Origin of the sequence: Enterococcus sp. GC34, from assembly GCF_040886645.1 — a bacterium.
Classification (GTDB): Bacteria; Bacillota; Bacilli; order Lactobacillales; family Enterococcaceae; genus Enterococcus; species Enterococcus faecalis.
This window is the reverse complement of sequence record NZ_JBFOEF010000001.1, coordinates 368,933-388,838: the sequence shown is the minus strand read 5'-3', so window position 1 is coordinate 388,838 and position 19,906 is coordinate 368,933. Positions and strand designations below refer to the sequence as shown.

Annotated in this window: 19 protein-coding genes; 16 read left to right on the top strand and 3 right to left on the bottom strand. The window is 39.5% G+C overall.

The genetic code is table 11. The features are described 5' to 3' along the window. Positions 1-36: 36 nt before the first annotated feature. Positions 37-243, bottom strand: a complete 207-nt coding sequence (locus AB3I72_RS01840; protein ID WP_002357404.1) for a cold-shock protein — start codon at positions 241-243, stop codon at positions 37-39. A gap of 178 nt (positions 244-421) precedes the next feature. Between AB3I72_RS01840 and AB3I72_RS01835 the strand changes: the two genes are divergently transcribed. The 16 genes from AB3I72_RS01835 (at position 422) to AB3I72_RS01760 (ending at position 17,961) form a co-directional block, all read left to right on the top strand. Next, entirely contained in the window at positions 422-2,092 is a 1,671-nt protein-coding gene (locus tag AB3I72_RS01835) for a formate--tetrahydrofolate ligase (RefSeq protein ID WP_002371060.1), read from the top strand. 104 nt (positions 2,093-2,196) lie between these two features. Then, the gene (locus tag AB3I72_RS01830; RefSeq protein ID WP_002360173.1) at positions 2,197-2,901 is read left to right on the top strand and encodes a CBS domain-containing protein; all 705 of its coding nucleotides are present in this window, start codon (positions 2,197-2,199) and stop codon (positions 2,899-2,901) included. A gap of 5 nt (positions 2,902-2,906) precedes the next feature. Beyond that, positions 2,907-3,383, top strand: coding sequence for a signal peptidase II (gene lspA / locus AB3I72_RS01825; protein ID WP_002360174.1), 477 nt, complete (start codon positions 2,907-2,909; stop codon positions 3,381-3,383). Further along, positions 3,370-4,275 (top strand): RluA family pseudouridine synthase, encoded by a 906-nt coding sequence (locus tag AB3I72_RS01820; RefSeq protein ID WP_002371061.1) that lies wholly within the window; start codon positions 3,370-3,372, stop codon positions 4,273-4,275. The genes lspA and AB3I72_RS01820 overlap by 14 nt, the downstream gene beginning before the upstream one ends. Before the next feature lie 341 nt (positions 4,276-4,616). After that, on the top strand, positions 4,617-5,153 hold the full coding sequence (gene pyrR, locus AB3I72_RS01815) for a bifunctional pyr operon transcriptional regulator/uracil phosphoribosyltransferase PyrR (protein WP_002357409.1): 537 nt from the start codon (positions 4,617-4,619) through the stop codon (positions 5,151-5,153). A 16-nt stretch (positions 5,154-5,169) separates the two neighbouring features. Next, a complete protein-coding gene (locus AB3I72_RS01810; protein WP_002357410.1) occupies positions 5,170-6,450 on the top strand; it encodes a solute carrier family 23 protein in 1,281 nt (426 codons plus the stop codon). 13 nt (positions 6,451-6,463) lie between these two features. After that, entirely contained in the window at positions 6,464-7,390 is a 927-nt protein-coding gene (locus AB3I72_RS01805; protein WP_002357411.1) for an aspartate carbamoyltransferase catalytic subunit, read from the top strand. 8 nt (positions 7,391-7,398) lie between these two features. Further along, positions 7,399-8,682, top strand: a complete 1,284-nt coding sequence (locus tag AB3I72_RS01800; protein ID WP_010715248.1) for a dihydroorotase — start codon at positions 7,399-7,401, stop codon at positions 8,680-8,682. A gap of 2 nt (positions 8,683-8,684) precedes the next feature. Then, positions 8,685-9,764 carry a carbamoyl phosphate synthase small subunit gene (locus AB3I72_RS01795; RefSeq protein ID WP_025188428.1) on the top strand — a complete coding sequence of 360 codons (1,080 nt, stop codon included), beginning with the start codon at positions 8,685-8,687 and terminating at the stop codon, positions 9,762-9,764. After that, on the top strand, positions 9,764-12,946 hold the full coding sequence (gene carB / locus AB3I72_RS01790) for a carbamoyl-phosphate synthase large subunit (protein WP_368023463.1): 3,183 nt from the start codon (positions 9,764-9,766) through the stop codon (positions 12,944-12,946). Before AB3I72_RS01795 ends, carB begins: the two co-directional genes overlap by 1 nt. 107 nt (positions 12,947-13,053) lie before the next feature. Beyond that, entirely contained in the window at positions 13,054-13,845 is a 792-nt protein-coding gene (locus AB3I72_RS01785; RefSeq protein WP_002365731.1) for a dihydroorotate dehydrogenase electron transfer subunit, read from the top strand. Next, entirely contained in the window at positions 13,842-14,780 is a 939-nt protein-coding gene (locus AB3I72_RS01780; protein ID WP_002379493.1) for a dihydroorotate dehydrogenase, read from the top strand. The genes AB3I72_RS01785 and AB3I72_RS01780 overlap by 4 nt, the downstream gene beginning before the upstream one ends. After that, positions 14,770-15,483, top strand: a complete 714-nt coding sequence (gene pyrF, locus AB3I72_RS01775; RefSeq protein ID WP_002365730.1) for an orotidine-5'-phosphate decarboxylase — start codon at positions 14,770-14,772, stop codon at positions 15,481-15,483. Before AB3I72_RS01780 ends, pyrF begins: the two co-directional genes overlap by 11 nt. Before the next feature lies 1 nt (position 15,484). Next, a complete protein-coding gene (gene pyrE, locus AB3I72_RS01770; RefSeq protein WP_002360179.1) occupies positions 15,485-16,117 on the top strand; it encodes an orotate phosphoribosyltransferase in 633 nt (210 codons plus the stop codon). A 197-nt stretch (positions 16,118-16,314) separates the two neighbouring features. Continuing rightward, positions 16,315-17,013 carry a carbonic anhydrase gene (locus AB3I72_RS01765; protein WP_002381850.1) on the top strand — a complete coding sequence of 233 codons (699 nt, stop codon included), beginning with the start codon at positions 16,315-16,317 and terminating at the stop codon, positions 17,011-17,013. A gap of 18 nt (positions 17,014-17,031) precedes the next feature. Then, complete coding sequence (locus AB3I72_RS01760; protein WP_025190792.1) at positions 17,032-17,961, top strand: LysR family transcriptional regulator; 930 nt, start codon at positions 17,032-17,034, stop codon at positions 17,959-17,961. A gap of 122 nt (positions 17,962-18,083) precedes the next feature. Here AB3I72_RS01760 and tnpA read toward each other — a convergent pair whose 3' ends face one another. Both tnpA and AB3I72_RS01750 read right to left on the bottom strand, forming a co-directional pair. Further along, positions 18,084-18,539 carry an IS200/IS605 family transposase gene (tnpA, locus tag AB3I72_RS01755; protein ID WP_368023462.1) on the bottom strand — a complete coding sequence of 152 codons (456 nt, stop codon included), beginning with the start codon at positions 18,537-18,539 and terminating at the stop codon, positions 18,084-18,086. Positions 18,540-18,742: 203 nt separating this feature from the next. Next, entirely contained in the window at positions 18,743-19,789 is a 1,047-nt protein-coding gene (locus AB3I72_RS01750; protein ID WP_368023461.1) for a GntR family transcriptional regulator, read from the bottom strand. Positions 19,790-19,906: the final 117 nt, after the last annotated feature.

Below are 19,906 nucleotides of genomic sequence, written 5' to 3'. Positions count from 1 at the left end.
TACTTTTTGGAGCTAAGCGCTGTTGGTTCAGCTTTTTTAGTTATCTATTTTTTTGACATGTGCTGCTTGTAGCCCACGATTGCCTTCCATTATCTCGAACTCTACAGATTGATTCTCATCAAGTGATTTGAATCCGTCACCTTCTATAGCAGTGAAGTGGACAAAAATCTCATCTTCTTCGTTGTAAACGATAAAACCATAACCTTTTCTGTTATCGAACCATTTGACAATTCCTTTTTGCATCCAATTCACGCTCCTTTTAGATTTGTAAAGACACTTTCATTATACGAGAAAAGGCTACCAAACGTCAATGGTTGGGTTGTTTAAAAAAGGTTATTCTAGCCATTCTATTCAATACAAGCTATAATTTAAAAGAAACAATGTGTCACAAAGACGATAAAGAATTGAAAAGGGGTCCGTTATGAAGACAGATATTAACATTGCACAAGCAGCAACATTAAAACCTATTCAAGAGATTGCCGAAACAATCGGTCTTTCAGAAGATTCGCTCGAACTTTATGGGAAATACAAAGCGAAAATAGATTTTCCAACGCTTCAATCCTTAGAAGCGAAACCAGAAGGTAAATTAATCCTCGTTACGTCGATTAATCCAACGCCAGCAGGAGAAGGAAAATCAACCGTGACCATTGGTTTAGGAGATGCATTAAATCAAATCAATAAAAAAACAGTTATTGCCCTAAGAGAACCATCATTAGGTCCTGTGATGGGGATTAAAGGTGGCGCAACAGGTGGCGGTTACGCACAAGTATTACCAATGGAAGAAATCAATTTGCATTTTACTGGTGATATGCATGCGATTACGACAGCCAATAATGCCTTAGCTGCGTTACTAGATAATCATTTACAGCAAGGAAATGAATTAAAGATTGATTCTCGGCGGGTGATTTGGAAACGTGCAGTGGATCTAAATGATCGTGCGCTCAGACAGGTCGTTGTTGGTTTAGGCGGTCCTTTCCAAGGTGTACCAAGAGAAGACGGTTTCGATATTACTGTGGCGAGCGAAATTATGGCGATTCTTTGTTTAGCACAAAATTTAACGGACTTAAAAGAACGCTTAAGTCGGATTATTGTCGCCTATAATGACCAAAGAGAGCCGGTGACGGTTAAAGATTTAAACGTGGCAGGTGCGCTGACTTTATTATTAAAAGACGCCTTAAAACCTAATTTAGTTCAAACGATTGAAGGGACTCCAGCTTTTGTTCACGGTGGTCCTTTTGCCAATATCGCTCACGGGTGTAACAGTATTTTAGCGACAAAAACGGCTTTGCATCTAGGGGATTATGTCGTAACAGAAGCAGGTTTTGGTGGCGACTTAGGTGGCGAAAAATTTTTAGATATTAAAGTACCTTCTTTAGGAAAAGCACCCGATGCCGTTGTGATTGTGGCAACGATTCGCGCGCTGAAAATGCATGGCGGTTTGGCGAAAGATCAGTTAGCAGAAGAAAATTTACCAGCGTTACAAAAAGGCTTTGCCAACTTAGAAAAACATATTCAAAACATGCAACGTTATGATGTACCAGTAGTTGTTGCAATTAATGAGTTTACACAGGATACAGAGAAGGAAATTCAACTGTTGAAAGAAGCTTGCCAAGCGTTAGGCGTGCCCGTCGAGTTAACAAGTGTTTGGGCGCAAGGTGGCGCAGGTGGCACGAATCTAGCGAAAACAGTAGTAGCAGAGATTGAAGCCAATACAAAACAGTTTCAACCTTTATATAACCCTCGCCAAACAATTGAAGAAAAAATTCAAGCCATTGTACAAACGATTTACGGCGGGGAACAGGCGATTTTTTCTCCGAAAGCGCAAAAACAAATCGCAGATTTTACAAAAAATGGTTGGGATCAATTACCAATTTGCATGGCGAAGACACAGTATTCACTTTCTGACGATCCTCAAAAATTAGGACGGCCAGAAGGGTTTACGATTACGATTCGTGAACTAGTTCCAAAAATCGGTGCAGGGTTTATCGTGGCGTTAACGGGTGACATTTTAACGATGCCTGGCTTGCCGAAAGTTCCTGCTGCGTTAAATATGGATGTGGACGAAACGGGTCAAGCGAGCGGTCTCTTTTAAAGCCGCTCTTTCCTGAGACCTATTTTTAGTATATACTTGAAAGTAGCTCAATAAAAAATAATGACGGAAATTTATTGCGTAGTTTACTATAAGGAGCAACGACTATGGGGGAACGAGCAGATACATTTTTAGCACACTTTAATCGCATTGAAAAGTGGATGAGAGAGAGACTGAACAATCCTGTCAACATGGGATTCAGTGAAATGACAAGACGTCTTTCCCGAAAAGAAAAAGGACAGATTGCTCAATTTGAAGAGGATTTGCTTCAAATGGCTCAGTTAAGAAATGCCATCGTTCATGAGCGAATTGCTGATGATTTTGTAATTGCAGAGCCAAACGAATGGGCAGTTCAACGAATTGAAACGATTGAACAAGCTTTAACAAAACCAGAAAAAGTAGTGCCTAAATTTGCGAAACGTGTTACAGCTTTTGAAATCACCACTTCTTTAGAAACGTTATTAACGATTATTGCAAAAAAACAATATTCTCAATTTCCGATTTATGAAAAAGGTGTATTTAAAGGATTAATCACGGTTCGAGGGATTGGTGTATGGTTTGCCATTGAGAGCACCAAAGGCGAAGTTCACATTGCCAACCGAACGGTGCGAGAATTGTTGGCATCAAATTATAAACGCAGCAACTATCAATTTGTTTCAATTGAAGCAACCGTTTTTGAAGTTGAACAAATGTTTCGGGAGCAGCCACGCTTAGAAGCTGTGCTTATTAGTAAAAGTGGCCATCCTAATGGTGAGTTAGTAGGCATTGTTCGACCAAGAGATTTAGCAAGTATTCATAGAGAAAAGGAATGACGCGATTGTTAGTAGTATATTTTTTAATCAGTGCCTTATTAGTAGGGCTTGACCAATGGAGCAAATATTTGACGGTCCAAAACATTTCTTTGGGTGAAACAAAAGAATTCATTCCTGGATTTTTGTCGCTGACCCATTTAAGAAATACCGGAGCCGCTTGGAGCTTATTAGAAGGAAAGATGATATTCTTTTATGTCATCACAGTAATTGTTAGTGTCGTGATTATTTATTTATTAATTAAGAATTATAAAAAAAGTATCTGGTATTCTGTAGGTTTATCTTTTGTCTTAGCAGGTGCCATTGGAAATTTTATTGATCGTGTACGTTTAGGCTACGTGGTGGACATGCTCCAAACGGATTTTATGAATTTTCCTATTTTTAATGTTGCAGATAGTACGTTAGTGGTCGGCGTTATTTGTATATTTATTTATTTGATTTTAGATGAAAAAGCAGCAAAGGAAGGCAAAAATGGAACAAATTAACGTAACGATTCAAACAGAAAAAGGCCGGATTGATAAAGTATTAAGTGAACATTTACCCAATCATTCCCGCTCGCAAATTCAACAATGGTTAAAAGAAAAACACGTAACAGTTAATGGTGAAACGGTCCGCGCAAATTACAAAGTTACAGCAGGCGATGAAATTGTGGTAACAATTCCTGAACCAGAAGTTCTAGATATGGTAGCAGAGGATATTCCTTTGACCATTGTTTATGAAGACAATGATGTGATTGTCGTCAACAAACCTCAAGGCATGGTTGTTCATCCTTCGGCAGGGCACCCCAATGGTACATTAGTGAACGCGTTACTTCATCATGCGGATCACTTATCGGCGATAAATGATGTGGTGCGACCGGGAATTGTTCATCGAATTGATAAAGATACTTCGGGGCTATTGATGGTGGCTAAAAATGATCAAGCCCATGAATCATTAGCGAAACAGCTAAAAGAAAAAACATCGTTACGTAAATACGTTGCCTTGGTCCACGGTGTTATTCCTCACGATAAGGGAGAAATAAATGCACCTATTGGTCGTTCCAAGGTTGACCGCAAAATGCAAGCGGTCATTGAAGGCGGTAAAGAAGCAGTCACGCACTTTACTGTTTTAGAGCGTTTTGATGCATTTACCTTAGTTGAATTACAACTAGAAACAGGCCGGACACATCAAATCCGTGTTCACATGAAATATATCGGTTATCCATTAGCTGGAGATCCGTTATATGGACCGAAAAAAACATTGCCTGGCAATGGGCAATTTTTACATGCGAAGTTATTAGGCTTTACACATCCTACTACAGGTGAACAATTAGTTTTTGAAGCACCTTTACCAGAAGTTTTTGAAAAAACTTTACACCAATTAAGAAATAATCATTGATTTTTTTCTGAAGAAGAGGTAAACTCTTTTTTAAGAAGAAAAATAACTAAATAACTGTAACCTTTAAGTTTAGTCCCGTGAGGCTAAGAAGGAATCATGCAAAAGAACACTAAGTGCGCTTAGTTAGTAAGTTGTGTGGGCTACATGGTACCCTTGTACCTTTTTAAACTGTAACCAACATCCTCCTATCCTCATACGGGTAGGAGGATTTTTTGTTGGAAAAAATAACAGGACAATTTCAATAAAAACCCACTTATTTTTCAGCTACTCAATTGAAGGAAGAATCGCTGACCCCAAGACAGCGAGGACGTAGATAAAAAAGAAATGAGGAGGAAATTATTATGCCAAAGAAAGAAGTTGTTGACGCAGTCACAATGAAACGAGCGCTTACTCGAATCTCGTATGAAATTATTGAAAGAAACAAAGGAATTCAAGACATTGTTTTAGTAGGAATTAAAACGCGTGGGATATACATTGCACAACGTCTAGCCGAACGCTTAAAACAATTAGAAGATATTGACGTGCCAGTTGGTGAATTAGATATTACTTTGTATCGTGATGATGTGAAAGATATGGAGGAACCTGAATTACATTCTTCTGACGTACCAGTCTCAATTGAAGGTAAAGAAGTTATTTTAGTGGATGATGTCTTGTACACGGGCCGGACCATTCGTGCTGCGATGGACGCTGTTATGGATTTAGGTCGTCCAAGAAAAATCTCTTTAGCAGTCTTAGTAGATCGTGGGCATCGGGAACTACCGATTCGTGCCGATTATGTAGGAAAAAATATTCCAACATCAAAAACTGAGGAAATTATTGTGGAAATGGAAGAGCGTGACGGCGCAGATCGTATTATGATCAGTAAAGGAAACGAATAAAAAGGAGTGAACAACGTTGTCGGAAAAAGAATTTCGAAATGAGGATGCAGTCTTAGATATTAAAGACAGACCGCAAGCTTTTCACTGGGTTGGCCTAAGTTTACAACATTTATTTACGATGTTTGGTGCAACGGTTTTAGTACCAATCTTAGTAGGAATTGACCCAGGGATTGCGTTAGTCAGTTCAGGATTAGGAACAATGGTCTATCTGATTACTACAAAAGGAAAAATCCCCGCCTATCTTGGCAGTAGCTTTGCTTTTATTGCAGCGATGCAGATGTTAATGAAGAGTGATGGTTATCCAGCCATTGCTCAAGGTGCTATGACAACCGGCTTAGTATACCTAATCGTTTCATTAATCATTAAAAAAATTGGTTCCGACTGGTTGGATAAAATTTTACCGCCTATCGTTGTAGGACCTGTCGTGATGGTTATCGGTTTAGGCTTGGCTGCTAACGCCGCAAATAACGCAATGTATAACAACAACGTTTATGATTTTAAATATATTGCCGTAGCCTTAATTACTTTAGGCTTAACCATTTTTTACAACATGTTTTTCAAAGGCTTCCTAGGATTAATTCCAATTCTTTTGGGAATTGTTAGTGGGTATCTAGTCGCTTTAGCTTTCGGAATTATTGACTTAACCCCTATTAAAGAAGCTGCTTGGTTTGCTTTACCGAATTTTGAAGTACCTTTTGTTCAATATGAACCGAAATTGTATTTAAATGCCATTACAACAATGGCACCAATTGCCTTTGTAACAATGACAGAACATATTGGTCATTTAATGGTCTTGAATAAATTAACCAAGCGCAACTTTTTCCAAGACCCAGGCTTATCTAAAACTTTAATGGGAGATGGCTTAGCGCAAATTGTAGCAGGTTTTGTTGGTGGACCGCCAGTTACAAGTTATGGTGAAAATATCGGCGTGTTGGCAATTACAAGAGTACACAGTGTCTTCGTGATTGGTGGAGCCGCGGTGTTCGCTGTAGCTTTAGGCTTTGTTGGAAAATTAAGTGCCTTGATTCTAAGTATCCCAGGACCAGTTATTTCAGGAATTAGTTTCGTCTTGTTCGGTGTGATTGCCGCAAGTGGTTTGAAAATCTTAATCGATAATAAGATTAATTTTGATAAGAAAAAGAATTTATTGATTGCTTCAGTAATTTTAGTCATCGGCATTGGTGGCTTAGTCTTCAAAGTAGGAACTTTTGAATTGTCTTCAATGGCATTAGCAACTGTCTTAGGAATTGTTTTGAATTTAATTTTACCGGAAAACGCACGTAGCGAAGAACAGTAGGAGGACTGGACGAATGATTATTACATCTGAACGAATTAGTTTAAAACATCTTTTAACTGCTGAGGCTTTAACCGACCGTGAAGTCATGGGGTTAATCCGTCGCGCAGGAGAATTTAAACAGGGGGCAAAATGGCACCCAGAAGAACGTCAATATTTTGCAACAAACTTGTTTTTTGAAAATAGTACTCGAACACATAAAAGTTTTGAGGTAGCTGAGAAAAAATTAGGCTTAGAAGTGATTGAGTTTGAAGCGAGTAGAAGTTCTGTTCAAAAAGGAGAAACGTTATACGACACAGTACTAACGATGTCGGCAATTGGTGTAGATGTAGCAGTCATTCGTCATGGTAAAGAAAATTATTACGATGAATTGATTCAAAGTAAAACGATTCAATGTTCTATTATTAACGGTGGGGACGGGAGTGGACAACACCCTACACAATGTTTATTGGATCTGATGACCATTTATGAAGAATTTGGTGGATTTGAAGGCTTGAAAGTGGCGATTGTGGGAGATATTACACATTCTCGCGTTGCTAAATCAAATATGCAGTTATTAAACCGTTTAGGCGCTGAAATTTATTTTTCAGGTCCAGAAGAGTGGTACGATCATCAGTTTGATGTCTATGGACAATATGTGCCGCTAGATGAAATTGTTGAAAAAGTCGATGTGATGATGTTGCTTCGCGTGCAACACGAACGTCATGATGGTAAGGAAAGTTTTTCAAAAGAAGGCTATCATTTGGAATATGGGTTAACCAACGAACGGGCAACTCGTTTACAGAAACACGCAATTATTATGCATCCAGCGCCAGTCAATCGGGATGTTGAACTGGCAGATGAATTAGTGGAAAGTCTGCAATCAAGAATCGTCGCGCAAATGAGTAACGGAGTCTTTATGCGCATGGCAATTTTAGAAGCAATTTTACATGGAAAGGCCTAGGTGGAGAAATGAAGACGTTAATTAAGAATGGGAAAATCATCAAAAAAGAGAATCAATTGATTGAGGCAGCACTTTGGCTAGAAAATGGTGTGATTCACGCAATCGGGGAATCGTTTGACGAAGCAGATTTTGAGCAAGTTTTTGATGCGAAAGGGCAACTAATCACGCCAGGCTTGGTGGATGTGCATGTTCACTTTAGAGAACCAGGCTTTACGTATAAAGAAACGATTAAAACGGGTAGTAAAGCTGCTGCTCGCGGTGGTTTTACTACGGTTTGTGCAATGCCCAATCTGAATCCAGTACCAGATACGGCTGAAAAATTAAGTGAAGTTTACGATTTAATTCAAAAAGATGCAGTCGTGAAAGTTTTACAATATGCCCCCATTACAGAAGAGCTACGGAGTGAAGTTTTAACCAATCAGAAGGCCTTAAAAGAAGCGGGCGCCTTTGCATTTACAAATGATGGTGTTGGTGTCCAAACGGCAGGAACGATGTACTTAGCCATGAAAGAAGCGGCTGCATTAAATATGGCACTTGTTGCGCACACGGAAGATGAATCTTTATTATTTGGTGGTGTGATGCATGAAGGAGAAGTTTCTAAGAAATTAGGCCTACCAGGGATTTTAAGTGCAACGGAAGCTTCACAAATTGCACGGGATATTACTTTAGCAAAAGAAACAGGCGTTCATTATCATGTTTGTCATGTTTCAACAGAAGAAAGCGTGCGCGTTATTCGAGATGCTAAAAAAGCAGGGATTCACGTAACAGCCGAAGTTTCGCCGCACCATTTAATTTTAGTCGATGAGGATATTCCTGCTGACGAAGGGTTTTGGAAAATGAACCCACCATTACGTGGTTTAGCAGATCGACAAGCATTGATTGACGGCTTGTTAGATGGCACGATTGACTGTATTGCTACCGACCATGCGCCCCATGGTTTAGAAGAAAAACAACAATCATTTTTAAACGCACCTTTTGGCATTGTCGGTAGTGAAACGGCCTTCCAATTGATTTATACGAACTTTGTCGAAACAGGCATTTTCACATTAGAACAAGTAATTGATTGGATGGCAGTGAAACCGGCAGAAATTTTCGGATTAAACGCAGGAACACTAACAATTGGTGCACCAGCAGATATTGCAGTTTTTGACTTAGCAACAGCTGCACCAATTGATGCAGAAGCATTTGAATCAATGGCTGTCAATACACCATTTACAGGGTGGACAGTCAAAGGAAAGACACTTATGACATTTGTTGACGGAGCATTAGCTTGGTCGGAGGAGGCGCAGTAGGTTTGAAAAGGTTATTGATTTTAGAAGACGGAACAGTATTTGAAGGAAAAGCGTTTGGTGCAGAAGGCAATGTAGTAGGAGAAGTTGTTTTTACTACTGGCATGACAGGTTACCAAGAAGCAATTACTGACCAAAGTTTTAATGGACAAATGATTACTTTTACGTATCCATTAGTTGGAAATTACGGGGTCAACCGAGATGATTATGAATCCATTGCACCAACCTGTAAAGGTGTCATTGTTAAAGAGCATGCGCGGGTTGCTTCAAATTGGCGTCAACAAATGACCTTGGATGAATTTTTAAAGCGCAAAGGGATTCCGGGAATTTCAGGAATTGATACGCGTGCGCTGACTCGTAAGTTACGATCAGCTGGAACAATGAAAGGGAGCATCATTGATGCCGTGGATGATTTGCCGCATGCGTTTGATCAATTAAAAGCGACGGTCATGCCGAAAAATCAAGTGGCACAAGTCTCCACCACTAAGCCTTATCCGAGTCCGGGTGTTGGGCGTAATGTGGTCGTCGTTGATTTTGGGTTGAAACATAGTATTTTGCGAGAATTATCAAAACGGCAATGCAACTTAACCGTGTTGCCTTATAATACAACGGCCGAAGAGATTTTAGAATTAAGTCCCGATGGTGTCATGTTGACAAATGGGCCTGGAGATCCCAAAGATGTGCCTGAAGCTATTGAAATGATTCAAGCAATCCAAGGAAAAGTTCCAATTTTCGGCATCTGCTTAGGTCATCAGTTATTTTCATTAGCAAATGGTGCGGATACGTATAAGATGAAGTTTGGACATCGCGGTTTGAATCATCCTGTACGAGAAATTGCAACAGGACGCATTGATTTCACTTCACAAAACCACGGATATGCCGTAGATGAAGCAACAATTGATCCAGAAAAATTACTTGTGACCCACGTGGAAGTCAATGATGGAACAGTTGAAGGCGTGCGTCATCGAGATTATCCAGCTTTTACTGTGCAATATCACCCAGATGCGGCTCCAGGACCGCACGATGGTCTTCATTTATTTGACGAATTTATGGAATTAATGGATGCATGGAAGGAGCAAAACTAATGCCAAAACGAACGGACATCAAGAAAATCATGGTGATTGGTTCAGGACCAATCATTATTGGACAAGCAGCAGAATTTGACTATGCAGGCACACAAGCCTGTTTAGCGCTAAAAGAAGAAGGGTATGAAGTTGTCTTAGTAAACTCAAATCCAGCGACTATCATGACCGATAAGGAAATCGCGGATCATGTTTATATCGAACCGATTACTTTAGAATTTGTTTCAAGAATTTTGCGAAAAGAACGTCCTGATGCTCTTCTACCAACATTAGGTGGTCAAACTGGATTAAATATGGCGATGGAATTATCGGAATCAGGAATTTTAGATGAGCTAAATGTAGAATTGCTAGGAACAAAGCTCAGTGCGATTGACCAAGCGGAAGACCGTGATTTATTTAAACAATTGATGGAAGAATTAGAACAACCGATTCCAGAAAGTGAAATTGTCAATACGGTGGAACAAGCCGTGGCTTTTGCCAAACGAATTGGTTATCCAATTATCGTTCGTCCCGCATTTACCTTAGGTGGAACAGGCGGCGGCATGTGCGATACGGAAGAAGAACTCCGCCAAATTGCTGAAAATGGTCTGAAATTATCACCAGTTACACAATGTTTAATTGAAAAAAGTATTGCTGGTTTTAAAGAAATTGAATATGAAGTGATGCGTGATTCGGCTGATAATGCGATTGTGGTTTGTAACATGGAAAACTTTGATCCTGTCGGCATTCACACTGGGGATTCGATTGTTTTTGCTCCGAGTCAAACCTTATCAGATTATGAATACCAAATGTTACGAGATGCGTCCTTGAAAATTATTCGTGCATTAAAAATTGAAGGTGGCTGTAATGTTCAATTAGCTTTGGACCCGCATAGCTTTAATTATTATGTGATTGAAGTTAATCCTCGTGTTTCTCGCTCATCTGCACTTGCTAGTAAAGCCACAGGGTATCCCATTGCGAAGTTAGCTGCAAAAATTGCTGTTGGTTTAACATTAGATGAAATGAAAAATCCAGTTACTGGAACCACTTATGCCGAATTTGAACCGGCTTTGGACTATGTTGTTTCCAAAATTCCTCGTTGGCCTTTTGACAAATTTGAAAAAGGTGCTCGAGAACTAGGAACGCAAATGAAAGCAACCGGGGAAGTCATGGCAATTGGCCGCAATATTGAAGAATCCTTATTAAAAGCAGTTCGTTCTTTAGAAATTGGTGCTTATCACAACGAGTTAGCAGAACTAAGTCATGTCAGTGATTTAGAATTAACGAAGAAAATGGTCCATGCGCAAGATGATCGATTGTTCTACTTATCAGAAGCCATTCGTAGAGGATATAGCATCGAAGAATTACAAAGTTTAACGAAAATTGATTTATTCTTCTTGGATAAACTTTTACACATTATCGAAATTGAAACGGCCCTTGAAAGTCACGTGGACAACGTAGCTGTCTTGAAAGAAGCCAAACAAAATGGCTTTTCTGATCGAAAAATTGCAGCACTTTGGGCCCAAACAGAACAAGCCATCGCTGACTTCCGCAGAGCCAATCAAATTGTGCCCGTCTATAAAATGGTGGATACGTGTGCTGCAGAGTTTGAATCACACACGCCTTATTTTTATAGCACGTATGAAGTGGAAAACGAAAGCAATGCTTCGAAAAAGCCTTCTGTACTAGTATTAGGTTCTGGTCCCATTCGCATTGGTCAAGGGGTCGAGTTTGATTATGCAACGGTTCATTCTGTCAAAGCGATCCAAGCGGCTGGTTATGAAGCAATTATTATGAATAGTAATCCTGAAACAGTTTCAACAGATTTCTCTGTTTCTGATAAATTATACTTTGAGCCATTAACTTTAGAAGACGTCATGAATGTGATTGATTTAGAAAATCCGATTGGCGTGATCGTCCAATTTGGTGGACAAACAGCAATTAATTTAGCTGAGCCGCTCACAAAACAAGGCGTTAAAATTCTTGGAACAACGATTGAAGATTTAGATCGTGCGGAAAATCGTGATTTATTTGAACAAGCTTTGCAAGAGTTAGCGATTCCTCAACCACCAGGAGATACGGCCACAAGTGCAGAAGAAGCAGTCGTGATTGCTGATCGTATCGGCTATCCCGTTTTAGTGCGTCCAAGTTATGTTTTAGGTGGTCGGGCAATGGAAATTGTCGAAAATCAAAAGGATTTGGAAGATTATATGCGACATGCAGTCAAAGCTTCTCCAGAACATCCTGTCTTAGTTGATAGCTATTTATTGGGACAAGAATGTGAAGTTGATGCCATTTGTGATGGTGAAACAGTACTAATTCCAGGGATTATGGAACATATTGAACGAGCTGGCGTGCATTCTGGTGATTCAATGGCGGTTTATCCACCGCAGTATCTTTCTCAAGAAATTCAAGCAACGATTGCCGATTATACAAAAAAACTGGCACTTGGTTTAAACTGTGTAGGCATGATGAATATTCAATTTGTTATTCATGAAAATCGTGTTTATGTGATTGAAGTGAATCCTCGTGCGAGTCGAACAGTTCCTTTCTTAAGTAAAATCACAGGGATTCCGATGGCCCAAGTTGCCACAAAAGCGATTCTTGGTGAGAAATTGACTGACCTAGGATATCAAGATGGATTATATCCTGAAAGTAAACAAGTTCATGTGAAAGCCCCTGTATTCTCCTTTACGAAACTACAAAAAGTAGATACGTACTTAGGGCCTGAAATGAAATCAACTGGGGAAGTTATGGGTAGTGATTATTATTTAGAAAAAGCCTTGTATAAAGCCTTTGAAGCATCTGGCTTGCATTTGCCAAGTTATGGGGCTGTACTTTTCACCATTGCTGATGAAACAAAAGAAGAGGCGTTAGAAATTGCTAAGCGTTTTTCAGCAATTGGCTATAGTTTAGTCGCAACGGAAGGAACCGCTGACTTTTTAGCGAAGCATCAGTTGCCTGTTAAGAAAGTGACGAAAATTTCTAATCCTGAAGGGGAAACCGTGCTGGATGTCATTCGTAATGGGAATGCACAAGTGGTAATCAATACTATGGATAAAAATCGTTCCAGTGCCAACCAAGATGGGTTTTCAATCCGTCGGGAAGCAGTCGAACATGGGATTCCATTGTTTACCTCACTTGACACAGCGAATGCGATTTTAAAAGTTTTAGAATCAAGAGCCTTTACGACAGAAGCCATTTAAGCATAAATCTGGAACAATCGTCTGAGGAGGACTGTTCCAGATTCTTTTGCGAAGAAATAGAAAATCATTTATAGGGGAATCAGAGAATAAAGGAGTGAAGGATACTGATGCAGAGAAAGCAAGAAATGATGACCATTGTAGCTCAAAAACAGTTAGCGCCACGGATTTATCAGTTAGACTTACAAGGTGAGTTAGTGAAAGAGATGACACGACCTGGACAGTTTGTGCATATCAAGGTTCCGCGTGCAGATTTACTTTTGCGGCGACCGATTAGCATCAACCAAATTGATCATTCGAACGAAACCTGTCGTTTGATTTATCGAGTCGAAGGCGCTGGAACGGAAGTGTTTGCCACCATGAAGGCTGGTGAACAATTAGATATTTTAGGTCCTTTAGGAAACGGCTTTGATATAACTACCGTAGCAGCTGGTCAGACTGCTTTTATCGTTGGTGGAGGAATCGGGATTCCCCCATTGTATGAATTATCAAAACAACTCAATGAAAAAGGCGTGAAAGTGATTCATTTTCTTGGTTATGCATCAAAAGAGGTTGCTTATTACCAACAAGAATTTATGGCATTAGGAGAAACACATTTTGCCACAGATGACGGCTCGTTTGGCGCTCATGGCAACGTGGGCCGTTTATTGTCAGAAGCGTTAGCAAAAGGACGGATCCCTGATGCAGTTTATGCTTGTGGTGCGAATGGTATGTTAAAAGCAATTGATTCTTTATTTCCAACACATCCACACGTTTACCTTTCTTTAGAAGAACGGATGGCCTGTGGAATTGGGGCTTGCTATGCCTGCGTTTGCCATAAAAAAGGAGACACTACTGGAGCAAAAAGTGTCAAGGTCTGTGATGAAGGTCCGATTTTTAAAGCAAGTGAGGTTATCTTATGATGAAAAATCCTTTAGCCGTTTCAATTCCAGGTTTAACATTAAAAAATCCAATTATTCCCGCCAGTGGTTGCTTTGGATTCGGGGAAGAATATGCTAACTATTATGATCTTGATCAATTAGGTTCAATTATGATTAAGGCAACAACGCCCCAAGCACGATATGGAAATCCCACACCACGTGTAGCTGAAACACCTAGTGGTATGCTAAATGCCATTGGATTGCAGAATCCAGGCTTAGACGTGGTTATGCAAGAAAAATTACCGAAATTAGAAAAATACCCTAACTTACCGATTATCGCAAATGTTGCAGGTGCTTGCGAAGAGGACTATGTGGCTGTTTGCGCAAAAATTGGGCAAGCGCCTAACGTCAAAGCAATTGAACTGAATATTTCCTGTCCCAATGTGAAACATGGCGGCATAGCTTTTGGTACAGATCCAGAGGTTGCTTTTCAATTAACACAAGCAGTCAAAAAAGTCGCCTCTGTTCCGATTTATGTTAAACTATCACCAAACGTAACGGACATTGTGCCGATCGCCCAAGCAATTGAAGCAGGGGGCGCAGACGGTTTTTCTATGATTAATACATTGCTAGGGATGCGCATTGATTTAAAAACGAGAAAACCTATTTTAGCCAATCAAACTGGTGGACTATCTGGCCCAGCCATTAAACCTGTTGCCATTCGCTTAATCCGACAAGTCGCCAGTGTTTCTCAGTTGCCAATTATTGGAATGGGTGGTGTTCAAACAGTGGATGATGTCTTGGAAATGTTCATGGCAGGTGCTAGCGCTGTCGGGGTTGGTACGGCCAACTTTACAGATCCATACATTTGTCCGAAGTTGATTGACGGATTACCTAAGCGAATGGAAGAGTTAGGTATTGAATCGTTGGAACAATTAATTAAAGAAGTGAGAGAGGGGCAGCAAAATGCACGATAGACCAATTATTGCGTTAGATTTTCCCACGCAAAAAGAAGTGGCTGTTTTTTTAGAAAAATTTCCTAAGGAAGAAGCCTTGTTTGTTAAAGTGGGGATGGAACTTTTTTACGCAGAAGGACCAGCGATTGTTCGCTGGCTTAAAGAACAAGGGCACGATGTTTTCTTGGATTTAAAATTACATGATATTCCGAATACTGTGGAAAAAGCGATGACAAATTTAGCAAAATTAGGCGTTGCCATTACCAATGTCCATGCAGCAGGGGGCGTTCGAATGATGCAAGCAGCTAAGGAAGGTCTAATCAAAGGGACTCAGCCAGGCGCTAAGGTTCCTGAGTTAATTGCTGTAACCCAGTTGACTTCTACTAGTGAAGAAGAGATGCACCATGATCAATTAATCAACGTTTCTTTAGAGACAAGTGTCATTCATTATGCTAAATGTGCGGAAAAAGCGGGTCTGGATGGAGTGGTTTGTTCAGCATTAGAAGCACGTGGTATTCAAGAAGCAACCAAGCAGACGTTTATTTGTTTAACACCTGGTATTCGTCCAGCAGGAAGTGCAGTAGGTGACCAACAACGGGTCGTTACGCCGCAACATGCTCGCGAAATCGGGTCCACATATATCGTTGTTGGCCGACCTATTACCCAAGCAGAAAATCCTTATGAAGCCTATCAAGAAATCAAAAAAGACTGGAGCGGAAAGTAACATGACAAAAGTAGCAAAAAAAATTGCCAAAGATTTATTAGAGATTGAAGCGGTATTTTTAAACCCTAATGAGCCGTTTACCTGGGCTAGTGGCATAAAAAGCCCGATTTATTGTGATAACCGTATCACGATGAGTTATCCTGCTGTGCGTAAAGAAATTGCAGAAGGCTTAGCGGCAAAAATTAAAGAAACTTTCCCAGAAGTCGAAGTGATTGCTGGGACAGCTACCGCAGGGATTCCACATGCGGCATGGGTAGCCGATATTTTAGGATTACCAATGGTTTATATCCGCAGTAAAGCCAAAGATCACGGCAAAGGGAATCAAATTGAAGGCCGAATTTCTGAAGGACAAAAAATGGTAGTTATCGAGGATTTAATTTCAACAGGCGGTAGCGTGTTAGAAGCGGCAGAAGCGGCGGAACGTGAAGGAGCAACGGTTTTAGGCGTTGCGGCAATCTTCACTTATGAGTTACCCAAAGGAACGGCAAATTTTGCAGATAAACAGATGACGTTACTAACGTTAACCAATTATTCAACTTTAATTGATGCTGCATTAGAAGCAAATTATATCGAAGAAAAAGATGTTACCTTATTACAAGAATGGAAAAAAGATCCTGAAAACTGGGGCAAATAACCGTTGAACTAAAGATGGTTCTTGTCGTCTGATTTTTAGTGTCATTTTCAGTAACCAGATTTAACGGTAGGAGAACTTAGGTCATTTGCCGAGGAGCGTAATGAGCTAAGTTCTTTTGTTTGACGTAGAAAAGATGTTAGGATAGAGTTTTAACATGAGTTTTACCTGATTACTATGTGGAAATGAAGGAAGAGTGTATGAAAAAAATAAAAAATATGGACGTTGAATGGAGCTATACAGGCAACGATGGACCGGAACATTGGCATACGCTATGTGACTGGTTTGCAGAAGGTGCTAAGTTTGCTTATCAATCGCCAATTGCTTTAGAAAAAGAAAGTGCTGAGACAGTAAATTCTCAGATTACGTTTCATTATAAAAAAGAAGAATTCACTGAAAAAGAATTCAAAAATACGTTTCATTTTGTACCACCAAATACGGAAAGTTACGTAATGTTTGAAAATGTTGCGTATCATTTAACCGATATCCATTTTCATATGCCTAGCGAACATTTGCTATCGGGAAAGCAGTATCCGCTAGAATTCCATTTGGTTCATATGAACGATGCTGGCGAAAATTTAGTTGTCGGTTGCCTGTTTACCATCACAGAGGAAGAAAATCGTTTTTCAGAAGCGAATCATCCGATGGACTGGGAAAACGGCACGCACCAACAATGGTTTAATCCGTCAATCTTTTTACCAGAGGAGCGTCTACACTACCATTATGTAGGCTCGTTAACAACACCGCCAACTAAGGGTCCAGTGAAATGGTTTGTATTTGATACCATTCAAAAAATGGATCAAGCCTTTTTAAATAAGATCAAGGAAGGCATGTTGGCCTTTAACAATCGGCCCCTTCAGCCGTTGAATGGGCGTAAGATTTATTTTTCAAATGATTAGTGTGTGGAGGAAAAAGTGTTGAATATTCAACAAATGAAGTACGTTGCTGCCATAGCTAACAATGGGAGTTTTCGGGAAGCAGCCAAAAAACTATTTATTACACAACCTAGCTTGTCAAATAGTATTCGGGAATTAGAAGAAGAACTAGGGATTTCCCTCTTTTTACGTACTAATAAAGGCGCTTTTTTAACAGAAGAAGGAATGGTTTTTTTAGAACAAGCAGAGAAAGTCTTAGTTCAAATGGAGTTATTGGAAAATCGCTATCGCGAGACAGTGACCAGCGAACGATTCTCCATCTCTTCGCAACATTACGATTTTTTAGGTGAAGTAATTGCCAAAGTTCTTAAAAAGTATGGGGATCAATATAAAGATTTTCGTGTCTTTGAAACCACAACCTTAAAAGTAATTGAAGACGTCAAAGGATTTCACAGTGAGTTGGGGATTATTTATTTAAATGAACAAAATAGTGTCAGTATTGAACGGTATTTAGAACAAGCTAATCTAGCCTACGAGGTAATTAGTACTTTTAATACACACATTTTTTTAGGAAATCATCATCCTTTAGCCAAGCAAAAAGAAATTCATTTAGAGGAATTAGTTCCCTATCCACAAGTCCGCTTTAATCAAGAAGGAAGCAATTTTTCCTATTTTTCTGAAGATTTAGTTGAAATTCCTGAACAGGAATCGGTCATTCATACTACGGATCGTGGAACCTTGATGAATTTGTTGGTAGAAACCAATGCTTATGCTTCTGGTTCAGGAGTCGTAACGGGTTTTACGAAGAAAGAAATTCGGTTAGTGCCATTGGCGCCAGCCTTGGAAAATCGTATTTGTTTACTCTTTCCCAAAAATCGGGAAATCAGTCCGATTGGTCGCTACTTTATCAAAGAATTAAAAGCGTTGTTTAAAAAAGAGGTAGATACCAAAACGTTTAGCGCTAAGGAGTAAATATCCACCCGCATAGCGGGTGGCTTTTTAATAGCCCTAGAAGGGCTCGCTACCTGCTGCTCCCTTTAAGGGAGCTTTTTTAATAGACCGCCAACCGCTACCTTTCTATTCTTAACTAGTTGTTACTTACTAAATGGATCTTTATACTCTCTTTTGTTTATACTATCCCTTACTCGATCTTCTGCTTCTTGTTCTCGTATATACTTAGCTATCGTTTTTTGGTTCAGTCCTACAGTGCTCACACAATAGCCTTTTGACCAAAAGGATCGATTTCCATAATTGTATTTTAAATTCGCATGACGTTCATGAATGATTACTGCACTTCTTCCTTTTAAGAAACCCATAAAACCTGATACACTCAACTTCGGTGGAATTCTTACCAACATATGAATATGGTCGGGCATTGCATGCGCTTCAATGATTTCGACTTCTTTCATCTCACACAATTTTCTTAGTATTTCCCCTATATCTCGCCTCAATTGACCATAGATTACTTTTCTTCTATATTTTGGTGTAAACACAAGATGATACTTACAATTCCAACGAGTATGTGCTAAACTTTTATCGTCGTTCGACATTCAAAAACTCCTTTCGATTTGATAACGGTTGGTAGCCTTTATCTATTATATCGAAAGGAGTTTTTATCGCTAAAGCTCTGACCTCCACGCGCAGTACGCGTGGTTTTTTTGTCGAAATCTCTTTAGAGATTTCAACTGACTAAAGTCATTAATAAAAAGAAGGAACTATCAGTGATTTGACTGATAGTTCCTTCTTTTTTGGCTCATTTTGAAACAGTAGAAATGGTTTCTCTTTCAATTAATGTGACAGGTACTTGAATGTCTTCTATGATTTGAAGGTCTTGTTGCATCGTTTGTAATAACACTTCGCCAGCTAGTTTTCCCATTTCTTTAAAGTCTTGTGCCATGGTTGTTAATGGCGGTTCGACAAATGCTGCTGCTTGAATATCGTCAAAACCAATAATCGATAATTCTTTTGGCACATGAATACCTAGGTTTTTACAGTTTCGTAAACAATGTAACGCGCTGAAGTCATTATCGCAGACCACGGCTGTGAGTTGGTGCGCCTCAAAATACTGTTTAAAGTTGTGTTCATCTAAGAGATTGGTTTCCGTGATTGCTGTATGAAATGCCAGATTGGCTTCTTTTAAAGCTTGGAGATAACCTAAATAACGTTGCCGAACGGATTGTAGGGCTGGACTTCCTGAAAGGATATATCCAATTTTTGTATGTCCTAAGCCAATTAAGCGTTCGGTTGCTGTTTTACCACCAGCAAAGTTGTCTGATTGAATGGTTGCAAAAGGTAAATCATGGATCTTTTTATCCAAGACAACGACTGGAAAATTCATCAAAGCCAACTCAAACAATAAGTCGAGGTAGTCATTACTAGTAGCAGCATAATAGACAAGCCCGGCAAACTCATTCACAATGTCCGCAGCATTTTTCTCTCTCAAAAAATTAGGTGAGGTCATAAAGACTTCTAAACCAGCTGCTTGAATAGTAGGGGCCAAACCGCTATAGAAATTTCCTACTGATAAATCGTCTGCAAAAGGCAATAAAAAAAGAACTTTATTTAAAGAAGTATGGAGAGGATGCTTTGGTGCTTGAACAAAACTTCCTTTTCCTTGGTGACGTTGGATTATGCCTTGCGTTTCCAACTCAGTTAGCGCTCGTTTGGACGTAATTCTACTGACGTTAAACTGAGCCGATAATTCTTTTTCGGTAGGCACTTGCGCTCCAACAGACAATCGCCCTGAATCAATTTCATTTTGTAAATAATCAATAATTTGTTGATATAATGGTTGCTTCATTCATTTCACCTCACAATAAGATATATCTTATTTATAGTTTACCATAAATTAATTGGTTTTAAAATGAAAAAAATGATTGAAATCACTAGACAAAGTGAAATGTAAACGCTATAATTC